The sequence below is a fragment of the Bradyrhizobium sp. SRL28 genome, assembly GCF_018596315.1.
In the GTDB taxonomy this organism is placed as follows: domain Bacteria; phylum Pseudomonadota; class Alphaproteobacteria; order Rhizobiales; family Xanthobacteraceae; genus Bradyrhizobium.
On sequence record NZ_JAHEAG010000011.1, the window covers coordinates 31,192 to 51,826 of the forward strand.

A 20,635-nucleotide genomic window follows, 5' to 3' on the forward strand; every position below is an offset into this window, starting at 1 on the left:
TCGCAGGCCGCCATTCCGCATCCGCATTCAATGCGCGGGCCCGGCGAAACGATACAGGGATGAAACCACACCATGGCTGACGTCGCATTGCAGTCGAACCGGGCCGCCGCGCAAGCCGCGCGCAAACGCTCGAGCCTGCACAAAATGCTCAAGCGAAAATCGACTGTGGCGTTCCTGATGACGCTGCCGCTCATCCTCCTGATCGCGACCCTCGTGATCTATCCGGCATTCTACGCGCTGCATCTGGCGACGTTGAACAAGTCGATGCAACGCTTCGTCGGGCTCAGCAATTTCGAATTCCTGTTCAAGCGCGAGACGTTCTGGCTCGTCGTGAAGCAATCGTGCATCTTCGCGATCACGGCCGTCATCTTCAAGGCGCTGCTTGGTTTCATCGTCGCGCATTTCGTCCACAACATCCCGGCCAAGGGACAGCGCAAGTGGCGCGGCATGCTGCTGGTGCCGTGGGTGATTCCGCCAGCGATGAGTACGCTGGCCTGGCTTTGGTTGTTCGATCCTTCTTACAGTGCGTTCAACTACACGCTCTCGTTCTTCGGCATCGGGCCGATCGCATGGACCGGCGATGAAATGTGGGCGCGCTTCTCGGTCATTCTCGTCAACATCTGGGTCGGCGCACCGTTCTTCATGATCATGTATCTGGCGGCGCTGAAATCGGTGCCGGAACAGCTCTACGAGGCCGCCGCCATCGACGGCGCCAATTGGTGGCAGCGCATCTGGTACGTCACGCTACCGATGATGCGAAACATCATCGCGATTACGACGCTGTTCTCGCTGATCGTGACGTTCGCCAATTTTGACATTGTGCGCATCCTGACCGCGGGCGGCCCGCTCGATCACACCCATATCTTCGCGACGTGGGCGTTCCGCATCGGCATCGAGGGCAGCGACATACCGCTGGGTGCCAGCGTATCTCTCTTCATGGTGCCGATCCTGGCGGTCGCAGCGATCTTCATCCTGCGCGACATCTCCAAACGCGGGAATGAAGCCTGATGACCACGGTAACAATCGACAAGGCCGGACCGACCCGCAAGGCAAAGTACGGCAGCATGAGCCGCGACCGCACCTGGGCGCTGCGCTGGTCGTATTTCTTCCTGGTGATCTTCGCCATTTTCTCGCTGACGCCTCCGATCTACATGCTCATCACGTCGTTGAAGAGCAGCGCGGAGATTTCGGCCGCGACCAATCCATGGTGGGTGTTCCACCCAACGCTCGAGAACTATGTCGGTCTCCTGACCTCGAACCAGTTTTTGCGCTTCTTCTGGAACTCAGCGATCGTCTCGATCTTCGTCGTTACGATCACCATGCTGATCTCGGTGCCGGCAGCATTCGCATTGGCGCGGATGCGGTTCTGGGGTTCTACGGTTCTCGCCACCGGTGTCTTCCTGACCTATCTCATTCCCGAGACACTGCTCTTCATCCCGCTCTTCAAGATGTTTGCCGTCATTGGCGATTGGACCGGCGTCCAGCTCATCAACAGATGGTATGTGCTGCTGATCCTCTATCCGACCCTGACGGTCCCGTTCTGCACCTGGATCATGATCGGCTATTTCGCTTCGATCCCGAAAGAACTCGATGAGGCCGCCATCATCGATGGCGCGTCGTGGTTTCAGACCCTGACCCGCATCTTCATTCCGGTTGCCTTTCCCGGCATCATTGCGGCGACCATCTTCGCCTTCACGGTGTCATGGGCGCAATTCCTCTATCCGCTGGTGTTCACCACGTCGACCGATCAACTCGTCATGCCGGTCGGTATCATCACCACCCTGATCAAGGGTGACGTTTTCAACTGGGGACAGATCATGACCGGCGCCCTGCTCGGCGCAGCACCTCCGCTCATCATCTACGCTTTCCTGATGGACTATTACATTGCCGGCCTGACCGCCGGTGCGACGAAGGGTTGATCTCATGGCTGACGTGACGTTGCGTAAGGTTGTTAAGCGCTATGACGAAGTCGAGGCGGTGCGCGGCATCGATCTCGATATTGCCGACCATGAGTTTGTCGTGCTGGTGGGACCGTCGGGCTGCGGCAAGTCGACCACGCTGCGGATGATCGCCGGCCTGGAAGATATCTCCGACGGCGACATCATGATCGGCGGCGACGTCGTCAACGACGTGCCGCCGAAGGATCGAGATATCGCGATGGTGTTTCAGAACTACGCGCTCTATCCGCACATGACGGTCGCGGAGAACATGTCGTTCGGATTGCGGCTGAAGCGCTATCCGAAGGCCGAGATCAAGAGCCGCGTCGACGAGGCCGCGCGCATGCTCGATATCGTCGAGTTGGTCGACCGCAAGCCGAAGCAATTGTCCGGCGGCCAGCGTCAGCGTGTCGCCATGGGCCGCGCCATCGTGCGAAACCCGAAAGTGTTTCTGTTCGACGAACCGCTGTCCAACCTCGACGCCAAGCTGCGCGTGCAGATGCGGATCGAGATCAAGAAGGTGCACCAGAAGGTCCGCACCACGACGGTCTATGTGACCCATGACCAGGTGGAGGCGATGACGCTGGCCGACCGCGTCGTGGTGATGAACCATGGCCGGATCGAGCAGATCGGCACGCCGAACGAGCTCTATCACAAGCCGGCGACGAAATTCGTCGCCAGCTTCATCGGCTCGCCGGCGATGAATTTCATTCCCTGCCGGCTGGAGGATCTCGCCGGCAAGTTGCACGTCCGGCTGACCGATCGCGTCGTCTTCCCGCTGCCGCCGGCCCGCGCCGCCCGCTATCAGGGCGTCCCGCGCACCGACAAATTGCTGCTGGGGCTGCGGCCCGAGCACATCACCGAGGCCAAGCCGCATTCCGAGCCGGGCATAGAGACCTTCGATACGGTGCTCGATGTCACCGAGCCGATGGGAATGGAGACGCTGATCTATTTTACGATGGAGGGCACGCAGGTCTGCGGCCGGGTCAATCCTAATGCCGGCGCGCACGATGGCGGCCCGCTTCGATTGGCTGTGGACCTCAACAATATGCACCTGCTAAACGAGGTGACCGGCGTCGTCCTTTGACGGCGCAATTGCTGGAAATCAAGGGCAGGAAATGGCTACCAACAAGAAGAAAATCTTCGTCACGGAATCGATGTCGCAGCAAGGAAGAGCGCTACTCCACGCGCGAGACGACATCGAACTCGTCGAATTTCCCAACATGATTTCGCAGGAGGATTTCAATATCAAGCTGAAGGAGCATGCGCCGGTTCACGGCGTCGCCCTCGGCGGCACCCGCTTCGGCGAGCCCGAGCTCGAATCCTCCAAGGACATGCTGGTGGTGACCCGGATCGGCGTCGGGTTCGACGCCGTTGACGTTCCAGCACTCAGCCGCCGCAAGGTCCCGCTGATGGTGGCGGGCACCGCCAATTCGCCGTCCGTTGCCGAGCACGCCCTGTTCATGATGCTGACGCTCGCCAAGCGCGCGACGGAAATGCATTCGCTCGTCAGGGACGACAAATGGGCTGATCGGCTGGGGATGCTGCCCTACGACCTGTTCGGCAAGACGGCGCTGATCATAGGTTTTGGGCGCATCGGCACGCGCACCGCCAAGCGCTGCCTCGCGATGGAAATGAACGTCCTGGTTTTCGACCCCTACAAGCCCGCCGCCGACATCAAGGCCGCCGGCTGCGAACCGGTTGCCGACCTCGACGCCGCGCTGCCGCGTGCCGACTTCGTCAGCATCCATTGCCCGAAGAATCCGGAGACGGTCGGCATGTTCAATGCTGACAGACTGACGCGGATGAAACCATCAGCCTATCTGATCAACACCGCGCGCGGCGGAATCGTCGATGAGGCCGCGCTGCACGCCGCGCTGGTGTCCGGCAAGCTTGCCGGCGCCGGCCTCGACGTTTTCGCGCAGGAGCCCCCGCCGGCCGGTCAGGCATTGCTCGCCCTGCCGAACGTCATCATGGCGCCCCATGTCGCGGGCGTCACGGTGGAAGCCGTAGACCGGATGAGCGAGCAGACCGCTCGCAACATTCTGAGCGTGCTGGATGGCGATCCCGTGCGCCAGAACGTGATCAACCAGGACGTGCTCGGCTAAATCGTCCGCAATAGGTGACCCTGGGCACGGTCGGTCCACAGACCGGCCGGCAAGTGAGGTACGCGCATGGCCTTCAAGGAATACGGCAATTACGACGCGGTCGGCCTTGCCGAATTGGTTCGGAACAAACAGGTCTCGGCCAAGGAATTGCTCGACGAGGCCATTGCCCGCACAGCGAAGGTCGATCCGCAGATCAACGCGGTCGTGGTCAAGCATTACGACTATGCCGAACGCCAGATCGAGCGCGGCCTGCCCGACGGCCCCTTTACCGGCGTGCCGTTCCTCCTGAAGGACCTCGACCTCCTGGAGGGCACGCGCACGACCTTCGGCGCCACGGTCCTGAAGGATTTCGTGGCCGACCACAACGGCACGCTGGTGCAGCGCTTTCTCGATACCGGCGTCTCGATCTTCGGCAAGAGCTCGAGTCCCGAATTCGGCCTGATGCCGACGACGGAGTCGCGCCTGCATGGGCCGACCCGCAATCCCTGGAATCTCGAGCATTCTCCCGGCGGATCATCGGGCGGCGCGGCGGCGGCGGTGGCCGCCCGCATCCTGCCCGTCGCACATGCCAGCGATGGCGGCGGCTCGATCCGGATCCCCGCCTCCGCCTCTGGCGTGTTCGGCCTGAAGCCAACCCGGGCGCGCAATCCGCTCGGCCCCGATCGCGGCGAAGGCTGGGGCGGATTCGCCTGCGGCCATGTCGTGAGCATCAGCGTGCGCGACAGCGCGGTCATGATGGACGCGATCCACGGCCCGGAGCCATCGAGCCCCTACGTGGCGCCGCCGCCGGAGCGGCCGTTTTCGCAGGAAGTCGGCCGCAATCCCGGCCAGCTCCGCATCGCCTTCACCGACAAATCGCCGTATGGCGACGCCATCGATCCCGAAATCGCGGCGGCCGTGCGGGAAATTGCGAGCCTCCTGGCGGGGCTCGGCCATCACGTCGAGGAACGAGCGCCGGTTCTTGCCGCCGATCCGGCCGCAGTCATGACGACCATCGTTGGCAGTAACACCGCGCTGACAGTACGACTGATCGAGCAAAGGCTTGGGTGCGACGCGACGGAAAACGACTTTGAAATATTGACGCTGGCAAGCGCACACAACGCAAGGAAGACAACTTCGACCGACTATGTCGCCGCCCAGCTCGCAGCCTTCCAGATTTCGCGCTCGCTGGCGGCTTTCTTTGAGAGCTGCGACGTCTTCCTGTGTCCGACATTGTGCGCGCCGCCGCTGCGCATCGGCGAACTCAACACCATGTCGAAGGATCTGTCGCACATTGCCCCGATCCTGCGCCGCTATATGCCGGGGACTTCCATGTTCAACATGTCCGGCCAGCCGGCGATGTCGGTGCCGTTGGCCTGGAACAAGGCCGGATTGCCGCTCGGCATGATGTTCTCAGCCAGGTTCGGCGATGAGGCCACCCTGTTCCGGCTGGCAGGGCAGCTCGAACAGGAGCGACCCTGGAGGAACAGAATACCGCCGGTATGTGCTTAAACTCCGCCACAAAAGCGCCACGGATGGACAAAGCTCAGTCTTATTCGGTAACGAGGAAGGACACGGGGCGGCAACGGGGACATTGATTCTGCTCACGGCGCTCCGATCCGGAGGCTGAATCGTGACTCGAAGCGACCCGACCGACAACGCGCTGGCAGCCATCGCCAGCATTCTCGACCGCCCGGAGAGCCATCGCGAGCCCGAAAAGCCCGCGGTCGCGGAGCATGCGCCCGTGGCCCCTCCGCCGATCCCCGTGTCCCCTCCACCGATTGAGGCTCACGGCTACTCCAGGTTCGGCCCTGGGCCGATGGCCTCGATCCGCTTCAAGTGGACGGTCCGCCTCGACAATGGCGACTACTATGTCGACGAGACCATCGGGGAGAATTCCGCTCCGATCGTCAACGGCCCGATGTCGAGGGAAGCCGCGGTCCAGATGGTGGACGATCGCCAAAGCGACGCACGTCGGCGCTTCGAGCAATTGAAGAGCGAGATGACCGGACGCAGCGCCGCCGCCAATCTGGCTCACAAGGACAGTGCCGAGGCGTAACCTTCCGGCGCTGCAAGACGTAGTGGGGGATTGTCCCACCGTCATGCCCGGGCTTGTCCGGGCATCCACGTCTTCACTCGGGCCCCAAGGACGTGGATGGCCGGGACAAGCCCGGCCATGACAACTCTTTGAGATGGAGCGCTGCTCTAACAGTTATCTCGGCGGTCCCAGAAAATCCTTCTTGGCAAGATCGACGCCGGCATGGCGCAGGATGTCGTAGGCCGTCGTGACGTGAAAAAAGAACTGCGGCACGCTGAACGTCAGCAGCAGTGATTTTCCGGTGAATTTTCGCTGGGTGCCGTTCTTGAAAGTGAAAGCGACTTCCTTGTCGGCTGCGGCATCGATCTCGGCCCGCGGCAAGCCTTGCACGAAATCGATCGCCGCTGAAATCCGCGCCTTGAGTTCGGGGATATCGGGCTCGGTGTCTGAAAATGTGTGGGGAGCACGGCCAGCCAGCAGCCCGCCGGCAACGACCGCATGCCGGTTGGCTTCTCCCACCTGCTGCTTCAGGCTGTACATCGTGGGCGAGAGCCGCATGTCGAGAAGGACGGCAGGGTCGATGTTCCGGGCTTCGGCATGTGCCGAGGCCTGATCGAGAAGACCAGACAGATTCCCAAGATACGGCACGAACACGCCGACGGAAGCTTCGTGAAGCGAAATGGTCACGTTTCGATTTCTCCGGCTGGCTCCGCGTTGGTATCTGGTTTAAATCGGCGCCATCGCTTCAGAATGTCATCTATTTCGACAGTGGAGAAGACGTGATGCTTCGAGTGTTGACCAGTCTTGCAATCGCCCTGCTGTGGACGGTTTCCGTACACGCGCAGCAGCCGGCGAATTCCCGCCTCGACGACATCATCAAGCGTGGCACGCTGCGGGTCGGTATGACCGGCGACTATCGTCCCTTCACCTATTTCGACAAGACGACGTCGAAATTTACCGGTTTCGATGTCGACATGGCGGAAGCACTTGGCAAGGCGCTCGGCGTCAAGGTCGAATTCGTTCAGACGGCGTGGCCGGAGCTGATGAAGGATTTCGAAGCCGACAATTTTGACATCGCGATGGGCGGCGTCTCGATCACGCTCGACCGGCAGAAGAAGGGAATGTTCTCGACGCCGATCATGCGCGAGGGCAAGACGCCAATCGCCCGCTGTGCCGACAAGGACAAGTATGAGACCATCTCCGATATCGACAAATCAGGCACGCGCGTCATCGTCAATCCCGGCGGCACCAATGAACGCTTCGCCAAGGCGAACATCAAGAACGCCGAGATCAAGATGTGGAACGACAACGTCACGATTTTCGACGAAATCGCCAAGGGCAACGCCGACCTGATGATGACTGACTCTTCCGAAACCCGCTACCAGCAGAAACAGCACCCGGGCGTGCTTTGCGCGGTGCATCCGGAAAAGCCGTTCGACTTTGCCGAGAAGGCCTATTGGCTGCAGCGCGACATCGTGCTGAAGGCCTTTGTCGATCAGTGGCTGCACATCGCCGCGGAGGACGGCAGCTTCAGGAAAATCTATGCCGCCTGGTTCGATTGATTCCTGGCTGGACGAGCCTGTTTTGGCAGGAAATTGACCGTCAATTGGGGGCTATTTAGACTGCCAGGATCGAATTTGAACCAAAGCCGCTAGTACACGACTCATAATTTGAAAGTGATCTGGATCACGTTGGGTGAAGCTATTTGCGTAATAGCTTCGGGGGTGGGGTTCCCTGCTCAGGAGGTCGCAACAATGAAGAAGAGTCTCGCTATCGCCGTGCTCCTGCTGGCGAGCAGCCTCACCGCCGCGCAGGCCCAGTACACGTTTGAATATGGTGGCCGCACCATCACCATCGATCCCGATCGCGGCACGGTTCAAATTCCTGGCGTCTACGATAATACCGGCAAGAAGGCCAAGCGCCCGCGTGGCGAGGAAGGCGACCTCGATCGTCCGACCAGAAAGGCGCCGCAGCAGGCGAAGACCGCTCCACAGGCTGCCCCCGAGGCGGCAACCCCGGCTGCGCCTGCACCGGCTGAACAGGCGGCTGCGCCTGTACCAGCCGCCCCTGCTCCGGCCGCTCCAACCACCACATCGAGGAGCGAGCCCTCGGCCGCCACAGCAGCCGTTGCGCCGGCGGATACTGCTGCGCCTGCGCCAGCACCGCCCGCTGCTCCTCAAGCCGCTCCGGCCGCGCCGCCCGCGCCTGCTCCCGTTGCCGCGCCAGCGCCACCGCCGCCGCAACAGAAACAGGCCGCCGCCCCGGCAGCTTCGACACTTCCGTCTGCGAACTCACCGCTCGGCGTGTGGCTGACGGAGGAGAAGGAAGGCAAGGTGCGGATCGAACAGTGCGGCCCCAATATCTGCGGCTATTCCGTCGACAAGAAATCGAACCAGAACGGCGAGCAGGTCCTGATCAACATGAAGCCCGGCAAGGACAAGTGGAGCGGCCGGATTTTCGATCCGAATTCCGGCAGCACCTACGATTCGACGATCGCGCTGAAGGGCACCGACAGCCTGCGCGTTCAGGGCTGCGCCTTTGGCGGCATGTTCTGTGGCGGTCAGACCTGGACTCGCGTCAACTGACTGGCAAGCACTGCTGCGCATTCAACGAAGCCCCGCCGCATCGCGGGGCTTTTCGCTGCGCCCCGTCATCGCGTTCTGACGCGTGATGACCGTCACAGCCGTCATGCTACCATTGTCAGACCCTGATCGTGTCCAAACCAAAGGGGCACGTCATGGTAACGTCTCGGAAATCCTTAGTTGTCGCTTCGCTGCTTGCTGCACTGGGCTTTGCGACACCATCCGCAGCCGCGACATTCGACGGCGCCTGGAATGTGCAGATCGCCTCGTCGAACGCCGCCTGCAGCAGCGGCGCATCGGTCTCGATCGGAATCAGCAACGGCCAAATCGCCTCGAACAGCGCGACTGTAACGGCGTCCGGCCGCGTCGCAGATGCCGGTAACATCAGCGTGACATTGTCGAGCGGCCTGAAGCACGCGGTCGGCACCGGTCGCCTCTCAGGTACCTCGGGCTCAGGCACCTGGCGTGCCGCCCTTTGCTCGGGCACCTGGACGGCGCAGCGAAACTAGAAATCAAAAATCTAGAGCCCCGTTCCGATTCCATCGGAACGAAAAGGCTCTAACCGAGCTTCGCCGAATACTCCGCGTCAGTCACGTGCTCCATCCAGTTCACATAGCTGCCGTCGGCCGCTTCCTGCATGGCAATGTGGGTCATGGCGTTGGTCGGCGAAGCGCCATGCCAGTGCTTCTCGCCGGGCGGAATCCAGACGACATCACCGGGGCGAATTTCCCTGATCGGTCCGCCTTTGGCCTGCACCCGGCCGACCCCTGAGATGACATAGAGCGTCTGGCCTAGCGGATGCGTGTGCCAGGCCGTGCGCGCGCCAGGCTCAAAAGAGACGCGCGTCGAGGCCAGCCGTGCCGGCGCCTCGGTCTGGATGATGGGATCCTGCAGCACCGTACCGGTAAAATATTCGGATGGCGCCCGGCGCGTCGGCCGGGAGCCCGCGAGATGGATTTCCATGGAGTTGTCTCCCTTTTTCTCAGGTTATTTCTTGCTGGCCGCGTAGCGCGCCTTGGTCTCGGCGTTCATCGGATAGAGGCCGGGCAATGCCGCGCCGTTGTTCACCTCGTTGACGATCCAGGCTTCCATCCGCTCCTGCTCCGGCCCTTCGGCCAGCACATGGTCGAGCAGCGCCTGCGGGATCAGCACCGCGCCGTCCTGGTCGGCGACGACGATGTCGTTCGGGAATACCGCGACCCCGCCGCAGCCGATCGGCTCGCCCCAGCCGACGAAGGTCAGCCCGGCCACGGACGGCGGAGCCGCGAAGCCGTCGCACCACACGGGCAAATTGGTGCCGAGTACGCCTTCAATGTCGCGCACGACACCGTCAGTGATCAGCGCCGCAACCCCGCGCTTCACCATGCGCGCGCACAGAATGTCGCCGAAGATACCCGCGTCGGTCTCGCCCATGGCATCGACCACAGCAATGCAGCCTTTCGGCATGGCTTCAATCGCGGTGCGGGTCGAGATCGGCGACGACCAGGACTCAGGTGTTGCCAGATCTTCGCGTGCCGGCACGAAACGCAACGTAAACGCCGGTCCGACCAGCCGCGGCTGCCCGGGCCGCAGCGGTTTGGTGCCGCGCATCCAGATGTTTCGCAGGCCCTTCTTGAGCAGCACGGTGGTGATGGTGGCGGTGGATACGCCGGACAGGGTTGCGATGGCTTCGGGGGACAGGGACATCTGGACAGCAGGCTCCGGAGGGAATGGGTGAAAGGTAGCGCATCTTGCGGGGCGCGGGCATCGCGTCAAGGGCTCGTGGAAAAGAAGCGCGATCACAACATCTTATCGTCGGCATGCAGATTAATTTATTGAACTTACTGGCTGATTTCGCGCGAAGCGAATTCCACTCACGCCCAAAACACGCTACAGCTTGGGGCGAGCACAGAAGCTGTGAGACAGTAACGAGGCCATGGCCGCGACGCTTCCCCCGCCCCGCCTTTTGCCGAGTGGCGACTGCGCCATCACGGTGGAATTCAGCCGCAACATCGACGATGCCGCCAACCGGCGGGTGCTGGCGCTCGACCGCGCCATGACTGCTGAGCCGCTCACGGGTGTCACCGAGACGGTGCCGACCTATCGCTCGCTGCTGGTGCACTACGATCCTGTGCTGGTCGATTTCGACAAGCTTGGCGAAAAGATTCTCGCCCTCGCGCAGCGGCCGGTACCGGCAACGATAAAGACCCGGCGCTGGCGCATTCCGGTGGTCTATGGCGGCGAGCACGGCGTCGACCTCGAGGATGTCGCCAAAACCCTCAACACCACGCCCGACGACATCGTGGCGCGGCATGTCGCCGGCGACTACCGGGTCGCCATGATCGGATTTACGCCCGGCTGGTCCTATCTCAGCGGGTTGGAGAAGTCCCTGCACATGCCGCGGCGGCAGAACCCACGTCTGCTGACGCCGGCCGGCACCATCTCGATCGGCGGGGTGCAGACCGGCGTGCAGTGCCTGGCCGGCCCGAGCGGCTGGCACCTTCTGGGACGGACGGCGGTCCGCACCTATCAACTGCATCGCGATCCGATCTTCCTGCTGGAGCCGGGCGACAACGTCACCTTTGCAGCCATCGATGCCAAGACCTTCGCGGAGCAGGATCGCGCCGCCGAAGCTGGCGAATTCATTGCCGAGCAGATCGCCTCATGAGCAAGCTCGTCATTGCATCGATCGGCCCGGCGAGTTCGGTACAGGACGGCGGACGCCCCGGCGCCCAGCGTTACGGCCTGGTGCCGAGCGGCGCGATGGATCGGCTGGCGCTGGCGGCTGCGAATATTCTGGTCGGCAATGAGCCATTCACGGCGGCTGTCGAAGTCGGTCCGTTCGGAGCAAAATTCACCGCACGCGGCGGCGCGGTGCGCGTTGCGCTGGCGGGAGCCCCGCGCAATGCCGATATCGCCGGCCGCGCGGTGGCATCCGATACATCCGCAACTCTTGCCGATGGCGAGACTCTGACGCTGGGCTTTGCCCGAGGCGGATCGTTCAGCTATCTGGCGATCGAAGGCGGCATTGCCGGTGAGCCGATGTTCGGCAGTCTGGCCGTCAATGCCCGCGCCGGCCTCGGCAGCCCCTATCCACGTCCGCTGCAGTCGGGCGACGAACTGCAGGCGAAGGCGGCCAGCGGCACGGCGGAACGGCGGATCGAACTGCCGGCGACAACCGACGCGCCGATCCTCATAGTCTGGGGTCCGCAGGACGACGAGTTCGCCGACGAGACCAAGAAGCTGTTTGTCGACAGCGAATGGAAGATCTCGGCGACCAGTGACCGCATGGGCTACCGCCTCGAAGGCCCCGTGCTGAAGCATCTCCACGGCCACAACATCGTTTCCGACGGCACCGTCAACGGCAGCCTGCAGGTGCCCGGCAATGGCCAGCCGATCGTGCTGATGCGCGACCGCGGCACCAGCGGCGGCTATCCCAAGATCGCGACCGTGATTTCCGCCGACTTCGGACGGCTTGCGCAGATCCCCGCCGGGCGCGCCTTTCGCTTTCGGGCGGTCAGCATGGCAGAGGCGCAGGCCGAGGCGCGCAAATTTGCGGCGTTGCTGCACACCCTGCCCGAACGGTTGCGCGCCATCGAAAGCGTTGATCTCAACATCGAAGCGCTGCACGATGCCAATGTCGCGGGCCACGCCGTCAGCGCCGTCGATGCCGGAACCTGGCACGCCGTATCTCTGGCCGACATAGCGGGCCCTGACTGATCAACCAATCCACTCACGAGAAGCGGACCAGCAACATGACAACCATCGACCTCAATTGCGATCTCGGCGAAGGATTTGGCGCGTGGGAAATGGGCAACGACGCCGCGATGATCGAGCTTGCGACGTCGGTGAATGTCGCCTGCGGCTTTCACGCCGGCGATGCCGATATCATGCGCCGCACGGTTGAACTGGCGAAAGCGCGCGGCGTCAGCGTCGGCGCGCACCCTGGATACCGCGACCTCCACGGTTTTGGACGGCGGCCGATGCCGGGCCTGAAATCATCAGAGATCGAGAACCTGATCGCCTATCAGATTGGTGCCCTGCAGGCGATCGCAACCGCGGCGGGATACAAGGTCACACATGTCAAGGCGCATGGCGCCATCTCCAACGTCGCCTGCGAGGACGACATGACCGCGAGGGCGATCGCCAACGGTATCAAGGCGGTCGATCCCAACCTGATTTTCGTGGTGCTCGCCAATTCCAAGCTGGTGCAGGCGGGCGAAGCGGCCAATTTGCCGATGGTGCATGAGGTGTTCGCCGACCGCGCCTATGAAGACAATGGCTCGCTGGTGTCGCGCAAGAAGCCTGGCGCCGTGCTGCACGATGCGAAGGAAATCGCCGACCGCGTGGTGCGGATGGTGCAGGACGGCGCGGTGGTCTCGGTCACCGGCAAAGTGATCAAGATGCGTAGCGACACCGTGTGCATTCACAGCGATACGCCGGGCGCGGTCGAGATTGGACGTGGGGTAAGGCAGGCATTGAAGAATGCCGGGATCGACGTCGCGCCGTTCAACGTGAACCAACGCGTGAATACATAAGTCCAGAGGCGCGGTCGGAAGTTCGATTCGGCGCCTTACAGACCAATTTTGGAATCGCGCAAGATGCGAAAAGTCGCCGATAAACTACATGTCGCGGCGCATTGAGTCCTCCAATAATTTGTTGGCTCAACCAAAGGGGGAAGATATCGTTATCTGCCCTCTTGGACTAATCCGGCTTCCTTGGAGGATCGAATGGTCTCCATGTATCTCCGCCGTTTAGTATCGGCGACACCGGTCTGTGCGCTAATTTTTTCAACAAGTGCGGCGCAAGCCCAGCAAACCAGCGGCGCGATAACGCTGCTCAACAATGTCAGGGTATTCGACGGCAAGGGCACATCGTTGTCCGAACCAACCAACGTACTGGTTCGCGGCAACCTGATTGAAACAATTTCCCGGACGCCTATTTCGGTCGATCGAAGCGCGACCACCACGATTGTCGATGGAGGCGGCCGCACGCTGATGCCCGGCCTGATCGACAATCATTGGCACGCGATGCTGGCGCGGGCGACGCCATTACAGGCCTTCGGTGACGTCGGCTACAACAATCTCAATGCTGGCGACGAAGCGACGGACACCCTGATGCGCGGCTTTACCACCGTTCGCGACGTGGGCGGGCCGGTGTTCGGTCTCAAGCACGCCATCGATGAGGGCATCGTCAAGGGACCGCGCATCTATCCGTCCGGCGCCATGATCACGATCACCAGCGGGCATGGGGACTTCCGTCAGTTGACCGATCTGCCGCGGACGATCGGCGGTATGCTCACCCGCATGGAGCAAGTCGGCGGCGCCATCGTTGCGGATAGCCCCGACGAGGTGCGCGTGCGCGCGCGCGAACAGCTCATGCAGGGCGCCTCCCAGGTCAAATTGACGGCGGGCGGCGGGGTCTCGTCCCCCTTCAGTCCGATCGACGTAACTACCTTCACCGAGGCCGAACTGCGCGCCGCGGTTGAAGCGGCCGAGAATTGGGGCACCTACGTCGTCGCGCATGCCTTTACGCCGGCTGCGATCCGGGGAGCCATTGCGGCTGGCGTGAAGTGTATCGAACACGGCTTCCTGATGGACGAGGCAACCGCCAAACTGATCGCCGAGAAGGGCGTTTGGCTGAGCCTGCAGCCGCTCCCCGAGGACTTGAGGCTGGGCTTTCCGGTGGGTACCGTGCAGCGCGCCAAGGCGGATGAGGTCTGGCCCGGCATAGCCAGGGCCTACGAGTTGGCGAAGAAGCACAAGATCAAGACGGCGTGGGGCACCGATGTGCTGTTCTCCCGCGCGCTGGCGCAGCAACAAGGGGCCATTCTGGCCTCGCTTGCCCGTTGGTACACCCCCGCTGAGGCGCTGGTCATGGCGACATCGACAAACGCCGAACTGCTGGCGCTATCCGGCAAGCGCAATCCCTATCCCGGCAAGCTCGGCGTCGTGGAACAGGGTGCACTCGCGGATCTACTGCTCGTCGAAGGAAATCCGTTGGACAACATCAACCTGATTGCCGACCCCACCAACAACTTCAAGATCATCATGAAGGACGGCAGAATCTACAAAAACACTCTGGCCAAGTGAGGGCCTGTTGTGTCGGACCTACGTGCCTGAGGTGCAATTTCAGAACGGATGAACCGAGAGCGTGCCGAACACGATGGCGGCAATGAGCGCGAACGCGCTGTAGAGCGCGGCGGTGTGAAACCCGGTGCCGGAACGGCGGGACACCGAGCGTGCGTAAAGGTGCAGGCGGGCTTCCGCCGATAGTTCGCGCATGGTCGATCTCCAACGCAGCATGGACTGCATATGGAATATCGTTTGCGCTCCGATGCAAGATATCCGCAGAAATAGCGATACGGGCGCTCCGGCGCACTCGATTTCGAGGGGAAAATTCCCCTCCTCCCGACCAGGGCGAGAATTTTATTCGGCCCGATTTGAGCCAGTCGGAACCCGGATTAGTAAACGTCTTGCTGGAATCGTCCCTTCTTCTTCAGTTCGCCCACAAAACTAACGGCCTCGTCCGTGGTGCGGGCACCGAACTGGGCGACGATATCAACCAGCGCGCGCTCGACGTCCTTGGCCATCCGCTTGGCATCGCCGCAGACATAGATGTTGGCGCCCTCGGCGAGCCAGGTCCACAATTCACGGCCGACCTCGCGCATGCGATCCTGCACGTAGAATTTCTTGTCACCGTCGCGCGACCACGCCAGCGACAATCGCGTCAGCAGGCCCGAAATCTTCAACGCGTTGAGTTCGTCGGCATAGAAGAAATCGCAATCGCTGCGCTGATGGCCGAAGAACAGCCAGTTCTTGCCCGGCGCGCCGGTGGCGCGGCGATCGAGCAGGAAGGCGCGGAACGGCGCCACGCCGGTGCCCGGTCCGATCATGATGATCGGGGTTTTGGGATCCTGCGGCAGCGCGAAACCGTGGGCCTTCTGTACATAGACCTTCAGTTCATCGCCGGGATTGATCCGCTCGGCAAGGAAGGTCGAAGCCAGGCCTAAGCGTTTGCGCTTGTTGATCACGTAGCGGACGCAGTCGACCGTCAGCGACAATTTTCCTGGCGTCGCATTGTGCGACGACGAGATCGAATAGAGCCGCGGCTGCAGCGGCTCGAGCGCCTCGACAAAGGCCTCGGGGTGCGGCCGCACGCCGGAGAATTTCTGCAGCACCGCCATCACGTCCAGCGTTGCCGCGTCGCCGTCCGGGTCCTCGCCCTGCGCCAGCGCCCTCGCCTTCTCGCGCGTGGCGCCGCCAGTGATGAACGAGATCAGTTCGAACAGCGAGTCCGGCGCCGGCGCCAGCGAAACGTCGTCGATCAGGACTTCGCGCAGCGTCTTACCGTTGACCTTTGTGGTGTGGGAAGCGCCAAGCAGCGCGATGACCTGGTCCACCAGCCCGACATCGTTGCGCGCAAAAATGCCGAAGGAATCGCCGACGACATAGTCGAGCCCGCAACCGGACAGATCGAACTCGATGTGCCAGGTTTCCTTTTCCGAGCCCTTCTTGTTGAGGAGACGACGTGACAGGAAAGTCGCGGCGATCGGGTTGTCGCGCGAGCGTCCAGGTTCCGCCACCACCGCAGGCGCAGCCGGCGCGGCCGCGGGCGCCGATGAGGCTGCGGCCGGCACCTTGTCGATGTCTTCATAGAGCGACTTCAGCATCCGCGCGGTTTCCTTGCCGCCGGGAACGCAGAGGTTGAGCCGCGCTTCGCTCTTGCTCGCAATCGCTTCCGAATAGTTGTGACAATCGTATCCGCACTGGCCGCAATCCTGCTGCGCCATCGCCGCCATCATGCGCCGCCGCAACGGCCGGCCTTCCGCAAGCTTCATGCGATCGGCAATCGGCATGGTCTGGTCGTGCCAGGGCGCTTCGCCGTCATCGCCGTCGCCGGCCGCTCCTTCCATGACGGCAGCGCCTTGTTCGGCCGACAACGGCGTCGCATCTGACAGAAGTCCAGCGAAGAACCCGTTCAACCACGAGCGCTGCGCTTCCGAGAATGGCGCACTGGACGGGATGATTTCGATCTTCGGTGGAGGTGTGATCTGGTTCATGAGGACACCTGAGCTTCAGCGACTTGGGCATCGGCGAGCTTGCGCAGCGTCTCGCCGTCATGGCGGCGCGCAAAAGTCAGGAAGGTTTCTTCGGGCGAAACGCGATGCGCGAGATAGGCCTTCAGCAGTTTCTCGACCGTCCTCGGTGCATCCTCGGCCTTGAGGTCGTGATAGACCTCCTGCCCGACATCGGCATCCGGCCCAAAGCCGCCGCCGGTGAACAAGTGATAGCCCTCGACCGGATCGACGTCCTCGCCGACGTCCACTTTCGCCGCGATCAGCCCGATATCGCTGATGTAATGCTGCGCGCAGGAGTGATGGCAGCCAGTGACGTGGATGTTCAGCGGCGTGTCGATGTTGACGCGCGGTTCGCACCAGTCGCCGATCTCGGCGGCATGGCGCTTGGTGTTCGACGCCGCAAACCGGCACCCGGCATTGCCGGTACAGGCGATCAGCCCGGCACGAATTTGCGAGGCCTCGACCGCGAGCCCGATCTTCCTGATCGCAGCGATAGCAAGCTCGACGTTCGCATCGTGCACGCCCGGGATCAACAGGTTCTGCCAAACCGTCAAGCGGATATCGCCGTCGCCGAGGTCCTGCGCGATCTTTGCCAACCCGCGCATCTGATCGCAGGTGACCTTGCCGAGCGGCAATGAGACGCCGATCCAGTTCAGCCCTTCCTGCTTCTGCTTGTGCACGCCGATATGCGCCATGCGGTCGAAGGCCGGCCGTGGCGCGAGCGCTTCCGGAGGCACGCGGGTGAAGGGTTTGCCGAGCCGCTCTTCTACGAGGGCGAGGAATTTTTCATGCCCCATCCCGTCGAGCACATATTTCAGCCGCGCCTTGTTGCGGTTGGTGCGGTCGCCAAGATCGATGAAGATGCGCACGATGGCATCCGACACCCTGGTCGCATCGGCCGGCTTGACGATGATGTCGCCGTATTTGGCAAAATCCCTGTGCCCGGTGATGCCGCCGAGCCCCAGGCGAAACCAGACGCCGGGCTCGACGCCAAAGCCATCCTTCACCTCAACCGCGGAAAACGCGATGTCGTTGGTATCTTCCAGCACGGCGATCTTGCCAGCGCCGTCGAAGGCGACGTTGAATTTGCGCGGCAGCCCGTACAGCGAGCGATCGTTGAGGATGTGATAGTGCCACTCCCGCGCATATTCGCGGGTATCCAATAGCTCCTGCGGATCGATCCCGGCCGTCGGCGTGCCCGTGACGTTGCGGATGTTGTCGGCGCCGGTACCGCGCGAGCACAGCCCGAGATCCCGGATGCCCTCGATCAACGCCACCGCGTTGTTCGGCGGAATTTCGCGCACCTGCAGATTGGCCCGTGTGGTGACGTGGCAGAACGGCCCACACAGTTTTTCGGCGAGATCGGCCAAACCTGCAAACTGCCAGTGCTTCAGAATGCCGTTCGGGATCCGCAGCCGGCACATGTAGGAATCCTGCGCCGGCGCCACATAGAACAGGCCGTAATAGCGCCAGCGGAAATTATCCGCAGGATTCGGCGGCGCATTGTCGAGCGCCTGCTGCTTCAGCCGCGGATAGGCATCGAACGGATGCTCCTCGCGCTTGAATTTTTCCTGGTCGGCGAGCTTCTTGCCGGAGGCTGTGACCTTGTCCTGCGCCTTGATATGCGCGGCATCCGGTCCGGCCGGTTCGGCACTCGCCTTGCCGGCGCTACCGCCGAGGCCGCGCCCCACCCGGCTGATCTGCAGCCCGGTGGTAAAGCCTTCAAGGTAGCGTTTCTGCTCGTCGGTAAAATCGACTGTGAGCGTTTCGATCTTCATGGTGCGCGACGAAGCTCCTGCGGCCACGAGGGGTGGCGTCAACGAAGTTGGGTGCGACCGCCTGGAAACCAGTCTGGCCTTGTGAGCCGGGCCAGGATTGAGCGGTCCGACCAGCTTCGTTGCTGCGGAAATCCATCTTGGACGTGGGCCGACAGGCATCTACGCCGACCGGCCGCACTGCAACATACAAGTTGCGTGCCACATCAGGCTCAATAATTCTTTGTATTTCAATATGTTCCGAGCCAACTCTCGAAACTATGAAGCTGGCTTCACTGCTGCTTGGGGAGCAGCTAGCCTAACAAATAGGCGAATTGGACAAGCGCCTAATATTTCTTCAATTCAGTCAGGGCTTCCAGTGACCGATCTGAAATGCCGCCAAATGGCCGGCGATGTCGCGGGGATCAAACGCGGGACCAGCAAAGGCGCCGATGGCTTCCGAGGCGCCGGGGGGCTTGCCCTGATGCCCCATGGCGGCGTCGTAGAGGTCCGGCCTGAAGACCCCCATGGCGGTCCGCAGCGCGTCCGGCCGCATCGCCGTCTGCCCCCAGCGCACCATTTGCGCGTAAAGCCAGGCGGCCTGCGCGGGATCGGGACGGCCCGCCCCCTCACGCCCGACCAGAAGATAGCGGCCGCTCTCGCGCCGCTGACCATCTGGTGAAATCTTCAGCCGGCCGTCGAGGGTGCGCTGGATCACCTCGGCGCCGACGCCGATCCGGTCGGGCCGCGCCAGGACATGCGCGGTCTCCGCGCGGTTGCCGGGATCCTCGATGTATTCGGCGGCGTGGGAAGCCGCCCGGACCAAGGCAGCCAGCACGTCCGCATTCTTTTCCGACCAGCTTTGCCGGACCGCGAGAACCTTTTCTGCCGCGCGCACCAGGATGTCAGAGACGAAATGCAGGATGTGGCCGACGCCGAGATCGACCGCGACCGAGTTCCAGGGCGCGCCGACGCAGAACGCATCCACATGCCCGTTGGCGAGGCTATCCACCATGTAGGGCGGCGGCAGCACCACCAGGCGAACGTCCTCGTCGGGATCGACCCCGCCGGCCGCCATCCAGAACCGAAGCTGGTAGTTGTGGGTGGAGAACGGGAACGTCATGCCAAAAGTCAGTGGTTCCGCGCCGCTCTTGCGCCTGGCGGCCACGACGCGGGCGAGCGCCAGCGCGGTGGCCATGGGATCGAGGGCATCGCCCTCGATCTCGCCCATGATTGCCGCATGCAGCGCCGGCGATACCGTGATCGCGTTGCCGTTGAGGCCCAGATTGAACGGCGCCACAATTGGCACCTTGACGTGTCCAAGCCCGAGACTCGACGCAATCGCTACCGGCGCCAGCAAATGCGCTGCGTCGAACAGGCCGATATTGAGCTTATCGCGGACATTGGACCACGACACTTCACGCACCAGCTTGACGTCGAGCCCTTCGGCCGCCGCAAAGCCCTTGTCGACGGCGATGATCAGCGCGGCGGCGTCAACCAGCGGAATGAAGCCGATATGCAGCGGTGTCGTCATTTCAACAGCTCCGAGGCGGTCAGGATCGACTGCGCGATCTCTCCGATCTTCTTTTTCTCGCGCATCGCCGTGGAGCGCATGAGCACATAGGCCTCGTCTTCGGTGAGGCCCTTCACCTTCATCAGGATTCCCTTGGCACGGTCGATCACCTTGCGTTCCTCGAGCGCGGATTTGGTGCGGTCGAGTTCGTCCTGCAGCTTGGAGAAGGCGTTGAAGCGGGAAATGCAGAGATCGAGGATCGGCTTGATCCGCTCCTTCTTCAGGCCGTCCACGATGTAGGCGGAGACGCCGGCATCGACGGAGGCCTGAATCGAGGCCGCGTCGCTCTGGTCGACGAACATGGCGATCGGCCGCCGCACCGCGCGGCTGACCTGGAACATCTGTTCCAGAACGTCGCGGCTGGGGTTTTCCAGGTCGATCAGGATGACGTCGGGATCGAGCGCATAGATCCGCGCCAACAGGCTCTGCATTTCGCTGATATGCACGACGCCGGTAAAGCCCGCCTCCCGCAACCCCTCTTCCAGGATTGCGGCACGGATCGGGCTTTCGTCGACTATGACGATTTTCGGCGAAGACTCAGCGCTCATCGGTCAACTCTTAACCCGGCAGGGCTTCCATAGCACGTCAGAAATCCCCGCAAAGCC

The 20,635-nt window shown here is 62.4% G+C and carries 21 protein-coding genes; 12 read left to right on the forward strand and 9 right to left on the reverse strand.

From position 1 onward, the window contains the following. Positions 1–72 precede the first annotated feature (72 nt). The 6 genes from KIP88_RS22040 (at position 73) to KIP88_RS22065 (ending at position 6,083) form a co-directional block, all read left to right on the forward strand. Positions 73–1,008 carry a carbohydrate ABC transporter permease gene (locus KIP88_RS22040; protein ID WP_214490094.1) on the forward strand — a complete coding sequence of 312 codons (936 nt, stop codon included), beginning with the start codon at positions 73–75 and terminating at the stop codon, positions 1,006–1,008. Then, entirely contained in the window at positions 1,008–1,919 is a 912-nt protein-coding gene (locus tag KIP88_RS22045) for a carbohydrate ABC transporter permease (protein ID WP_214490095.1), read from the forward strand. Before KIP88_RS22040 ends, KIP88_RS22045 begins: the two co-directional genes overlap by 1 nt. A 4-nt stretch (positions 1,920–1,923) precedes the next feature. Continuing rightward, on the forward strand, positions 1,924–3,024 hold the full coding sequence (locus KIP88_RS22050; protein WP_214490096.1) for an ABC transporter ATP-binding protein: 1,101 nt from the start codon (positions 1,924–1,926) through the stop codon (positions 3,022–3,024). A 31-nt stretch (positions 3,025–3,055) separates the two neighbouring features. After that, complete coding sequence (locus KIP88_RS22055; protein ID WP_214490097.1) at positions 3,056–4,045, forward strand: hydroxyacid dehydrogenase; 990 nt, start codon at positions 3,056–3,058, stop codon at positions 4,043–4,045. A gap of 66 nt (positions 4,046–4,111) precedes the next feature. Further along, positions 4,112–5,536 carry an amidase gene (locus KIP88_RS22060; RefSeq protein ID WP_214490098.1) on the forward strand — a complete coding sequence of 475 codons (1,425 nt, stop codon included), beginning with the start codon at positions 4,112–4,114 and terminating at the stop codon, positions 5,534–5,536. 121 nt (positions 5,537–5,657) lie between these two features. Further along, the gene (locus KIP88_RS22065) at positions 5,658–6,083 is read left to right on the forward strand and encodes a hypothetical protein (RefSeq protein ID WP_214490099.1); all 426 of its coding nucleotides are present in this window, start codon (positions 5,658–5,660) and stop codon (positions 6,081–6,083) included. 153 nt (positions 6,084–6,236) lie between these two features. Here the strand turns inward: KIP88_RS22065 and KIP88_RS22070 are convergent, their stop codons facing one another. Next, entirely contained in the window at positions 6,237–6,749 is a 513-nt protein-coding gene (locus KIP88_RS22070) for a DUF1993 family protein (protein WP_214490100.1), read from the reverse strand. A 95-nt stretch (positions 6,750–6,844) separates the two neighbouring features. On the opposite strand from KIP88_RS22070, the gene KIP88_RS22075 reads away from it, so the two are divergent. Both KIP88_RS22075 and KIP88_RS22080 read left to right on the forward strand, forming a co-directional pair. Further along, positions 6,845–7,624 carry a transporter substrate-binding domain-containing protein gene (locus KIP88_RS22075; protein ID WP_214490101.1) on the forward strand — a complete coding sequence of 260 codons (780 nt, stop codon included), beginning with the start codon at positions 6,845–6,847 and terminating at the stop codon, positions 7,622–7,624. A gap of 192 nt (positions 7,625–7,816) precedes the next feature. Next, positions 7,817–8,647: a DUF2147 domain-containing protein gene (locus KIP88_RS22080; RefSeq protein WP_214490102.1), complete on the forward strand. Its 831-nt coding sequence runs from the start codon at positions 7,817–7,819 to the stop codon at positions 8,645–8,647. A 115-nt stretch (positions 8,648–8,762) separates the two neighbouring features. Here KIP88_RS22080 and KIP88_RS22085 read toward each other — a convergent pair whose 3' ends face one another. The 3 genes from KIP88_RS22085 to KIP88_RS22095 form a co-directional block, all read right to left on the reverse strand. Next, positions 8,763–9,071 (reverse strand): hypothetical protein, encoded by a 309-nt coding sequence (locus KIP88_RS22085; protein WP_214490103.1) that lies wholly within the window; start codon positions 9,069–9,071, stop codon positions 8,763–8,765. Positions 9,072–9,202: 131 nt separating this feature from the next. Next, complete coding sequence (locus KIP88_RS22090; RefSeq protein ID WP_214490104.1) at positions 9,203–9,607, reverse strand: cupin domain-containing protein; 405 nt, start codon at positions 9,605–9,607, stop codon at positions 9,203–9,205. 24 nt (positions 9,608–9,631) lie between these two features. Beyond that, positions 9,632–10,330: a ribonuclease activity regulator RraA gene (locus KIP88_RS22095; protein ID WP_214490105.1), complete on the reverse strand. Its 699-nt coding sequence runs from the start codon at positions 10,328–10,330 to the stop codon at positions 9,632–9,634. Between the two features lie 229 nt (positions 10,331–10,559). Between KIP88_RS22095 and pxpB the strand changes: the two genes are divergently transcribed. The 4 genes from pxpB (at position 10,560) to KIP88_RS22115 (ending at position 14,715) form a co-directional block, all read left to right on the forward strand. Next, positions 10,560–11,291: a 5-oxoprolinase subunit PxpB gene (pxpB, locus tag KIP88_RS22100; RefSeq protein ID WP_214490106.1), complete on the forward strand. Its 732-nt coding sequence runs from the start codon at positions 10,560–10,562 to the stop codon at positions 11,289–11,291. Beyond that, on the forward strand, positions 11,288–12,343 hold the full coding sequence (locus KIP88_RS22105) for a biotin-dependent carboxyltransferase family protein (protein WP_214490107.1): 1,056 nt from the start codon (positions 11,288–11,290) through the stop codon (positions 12,341–12,343). The genes pxpB and KIP88_RS22105 overlap by 4 nt, the downstream gene beginning before the upstream one ends. A 35-nt stretch (positions 12,344–12,378) precedes the next feature. Continuing rightward, on the forward strand, positions 12,379–13,161 hold the full coding sequence (locus KIP88_RS22110; protein WP_214490108.1) for a LamB/YcsF family protein: 783 nt from the start codon (positions 12,379–12,381) through the stop codon (positions 13,159–13,161). Between the two features lie 201 nt (positions 13,162–13,362). Next, positions 13,363–14,715, forward strand: a complete 1,353-nt coding sequence (locus KIP88_RS22115; protein ID WP_374226497.1) for an amidohydrolase family protein — start codon at positions 13,363–13,365, stop codon at positions 14,713–14,715. 39 nt (positions 14,716–14,754) lie between these two features. On the opposite strand, the gene KIP88_RS22120 is transcribed toward KIP88_RS22115, so the two are convergent. The 5 genes from KIP88_RS22120 to KIP88_RS22140 form a co-directional block, all read right to left on the reverse strand. Beyond that, the gene (locus tag KIP88_RS22120; RefSeq protein WP_176721835.1) at positions 14,755–14,907 is read right to left on the reverse strand and encodes a hypothetical protein; all 153 of its coding nucleotides are present in this window, start codon (positions 14,905–14,907) and stop codon (positions 14,755–14,757) included. A 179-nt stretch (positions 14,908–15,086) separates the two neighbouring features. Then, positions 15,087–16,685 (reverse strand): sulfite reductase subunit alpha, encoded by a 1,599-nt coding sequence (locus tag KIP88_RS22125; protein ID WP_214490110.1) that lies wholly within the window; start codon positions 16,683–16,685, stop codon positions 15,087–15,089. Then, positions 16,682–18,481, reverse strand: a complete 1,800-nt coding sequence (locus tag KIP88_RS22130; RefSeq protein WP_214490111.1) for a NirA family protein — start codon at positions 18,479–18,481, stop codon at positions 16,682–16,684. Before KIP88_RS22130 ends, KIP88_RS22125 begins: the two co-directional genes overlap by 4 nt. Positions 18,482–18,824: 343 nt before the next feature. Then, on the reverse strand, positions 18,825–19,991 hold the full coding sequence (locus KIP88_RS22135; RefSeq protein ID WP_214490112.1) for a CmpA/NrtA family ABC transporter substrate-binding protein: 1,167 nt from the start codon (positions 19,989–19,991) through the stop codon (positions 18,825–18,827). Continuing rightward, positions 19,988–20,578, reverse strand: a complete 591-nt coding sequence (locus KIP88_RS22140) for an ANTAR domain-containing response regulator (RefSeq protein WP_057852587.1) — start codon at positions 20,576–20,578, stop codon at positions 19,988–19,990. The genes KIP88_RS22135 and KIP88_RS22140 overlap by 4 nt, the downstream gene beginning before the upstream one ends. Positions 20,579–20,635 lie beyond the last annotated feature (57 nt).

Bases quoted from the DNA above. Each gene is read 5' to 3' on its own strand.
- KIP88_RS22080 (WP_214490102.1), top strand. From the start codon at position 7,817: ATGAAGAAGAGTCTCGCTATCGCCGTGCTCCTGCTGGCGAGCAGCCTC.
- KIP88_RS22115 (WP_374226497.1), top strand. From the start codon at position 13,363: ATGTATCTCCGCCGTTTAGTATCGGCGACACCGGTCTGTGCGCTAATT.
- KIP88_RS22125 (WP_214490110.1), bottom strand. From the start codon at position 16,685: ATGAACCAGATCACACCTCCACCGAAGATCGAAATCATCCCGTCCAGT.
- KIP88_RS22120 (WP_176721835.1), bottom strand. From the start codon at position 14,907: ATGCGCGAACTATCGGCGGAAGCCCGCCTGCACCTTTACGCACGCTCG.
- KIP88_RS22110 (WP_214490108.1), top strand. From the start codon at position 12,379: ATGACAACCATCGACCTCAATTGCGATCTCGGCGAAGGATTTGGCGCG.
- pxpB (WP_214490106.1), top strand. From the start codon at position 10,560: ATGGCCGCGACGCTTCCCCCGCCCCGCCTTTTGCCGAGTGGCGACTGC.
- KIP88_RS22050 (WP_214490096.1), top strand. From the start codon at position 1,924: ATGGCTGACGTGACGTTGCGTAAGGTTGTTAAGCGCTATGACGAAGTC.
- KIP88_RS22045 (WP_214490095.1), top strand. From the start codon at position 1,008: ATGACCACGGTAACAATCGACAAGGCCGGACCGACCCGCAAGGCAAAG.
- KIP88_RS22135 (WP_214490112.1), bottom strand. From the start codon at position 19,991: ATGACGACACCGCTGCATATCGGCTTCATTCCGCTGGTTGACGCCGCC.
- KIP88_RS22055 (WP_214490097.1), top strand. From the start codon at position 3,056: ATGGCTACCAACAAGAAGAAAATCTTCGTCACGGAATCGATGTCGCAG.
- KIP88_RS22040 (WP_214490094.1), top strand. From the start codon at position 73: ATGGCTGACGTCGCATTGCAGTCGAACCGGGCCGCCGCGCAAGCCGCG.
- KIP88_RS22060 (WP_214490098.1), top strand. From the start codon at position 4,112: ATGGCCTTCAAGGAATACGGCAATTACGACGCGGTCGGCCTTGCCGAA.
- KIP88_RS22105 (WP_214490107.1), top strand. From the start codon at position 11,288: ATGAGCAAGCTCGTCATTGCATCGATCGGCCCGGCGAGTTCGGTACAG.
- KIP88_RS22090 (WP_214490104.1), bottom strand. From the start codon at position 9,607: ATGGAAATCCATCTCGCGGGCTCCCGGCCGACGCGCCGGGCGCCATCC.
- KIP88_RS22140 (WP_057852587.1), bottom strand. From the start codon at position 20,578: ATGAGCGCTGAGTCTTCGCCGAAAATCGTCATAGTCGACGAAAGCCCG.
- KIP88_RS22095 (WP_214490105.1), bottom strand. From the start codon at position 10,330: ATGTCCCTGTCCCCCGAAGCCATCGCAACCCTGTCCGGCGTATCCACC.
- KIP88_RS22130 (WP_214490111.1), bottom strand. From the start codon at position 18,481: ATGAAGATCGAAACGCTCACAGTCGATTTTACCGACGAGCAGAAACGC.
- KIP88_RS22075 (WP_214490101.1), top strand. From the start codon at position 6,845: ATGCTTCGAGTGTTGACCAGTCTTGCAATCGCCCTGCTGTGGACGGTT.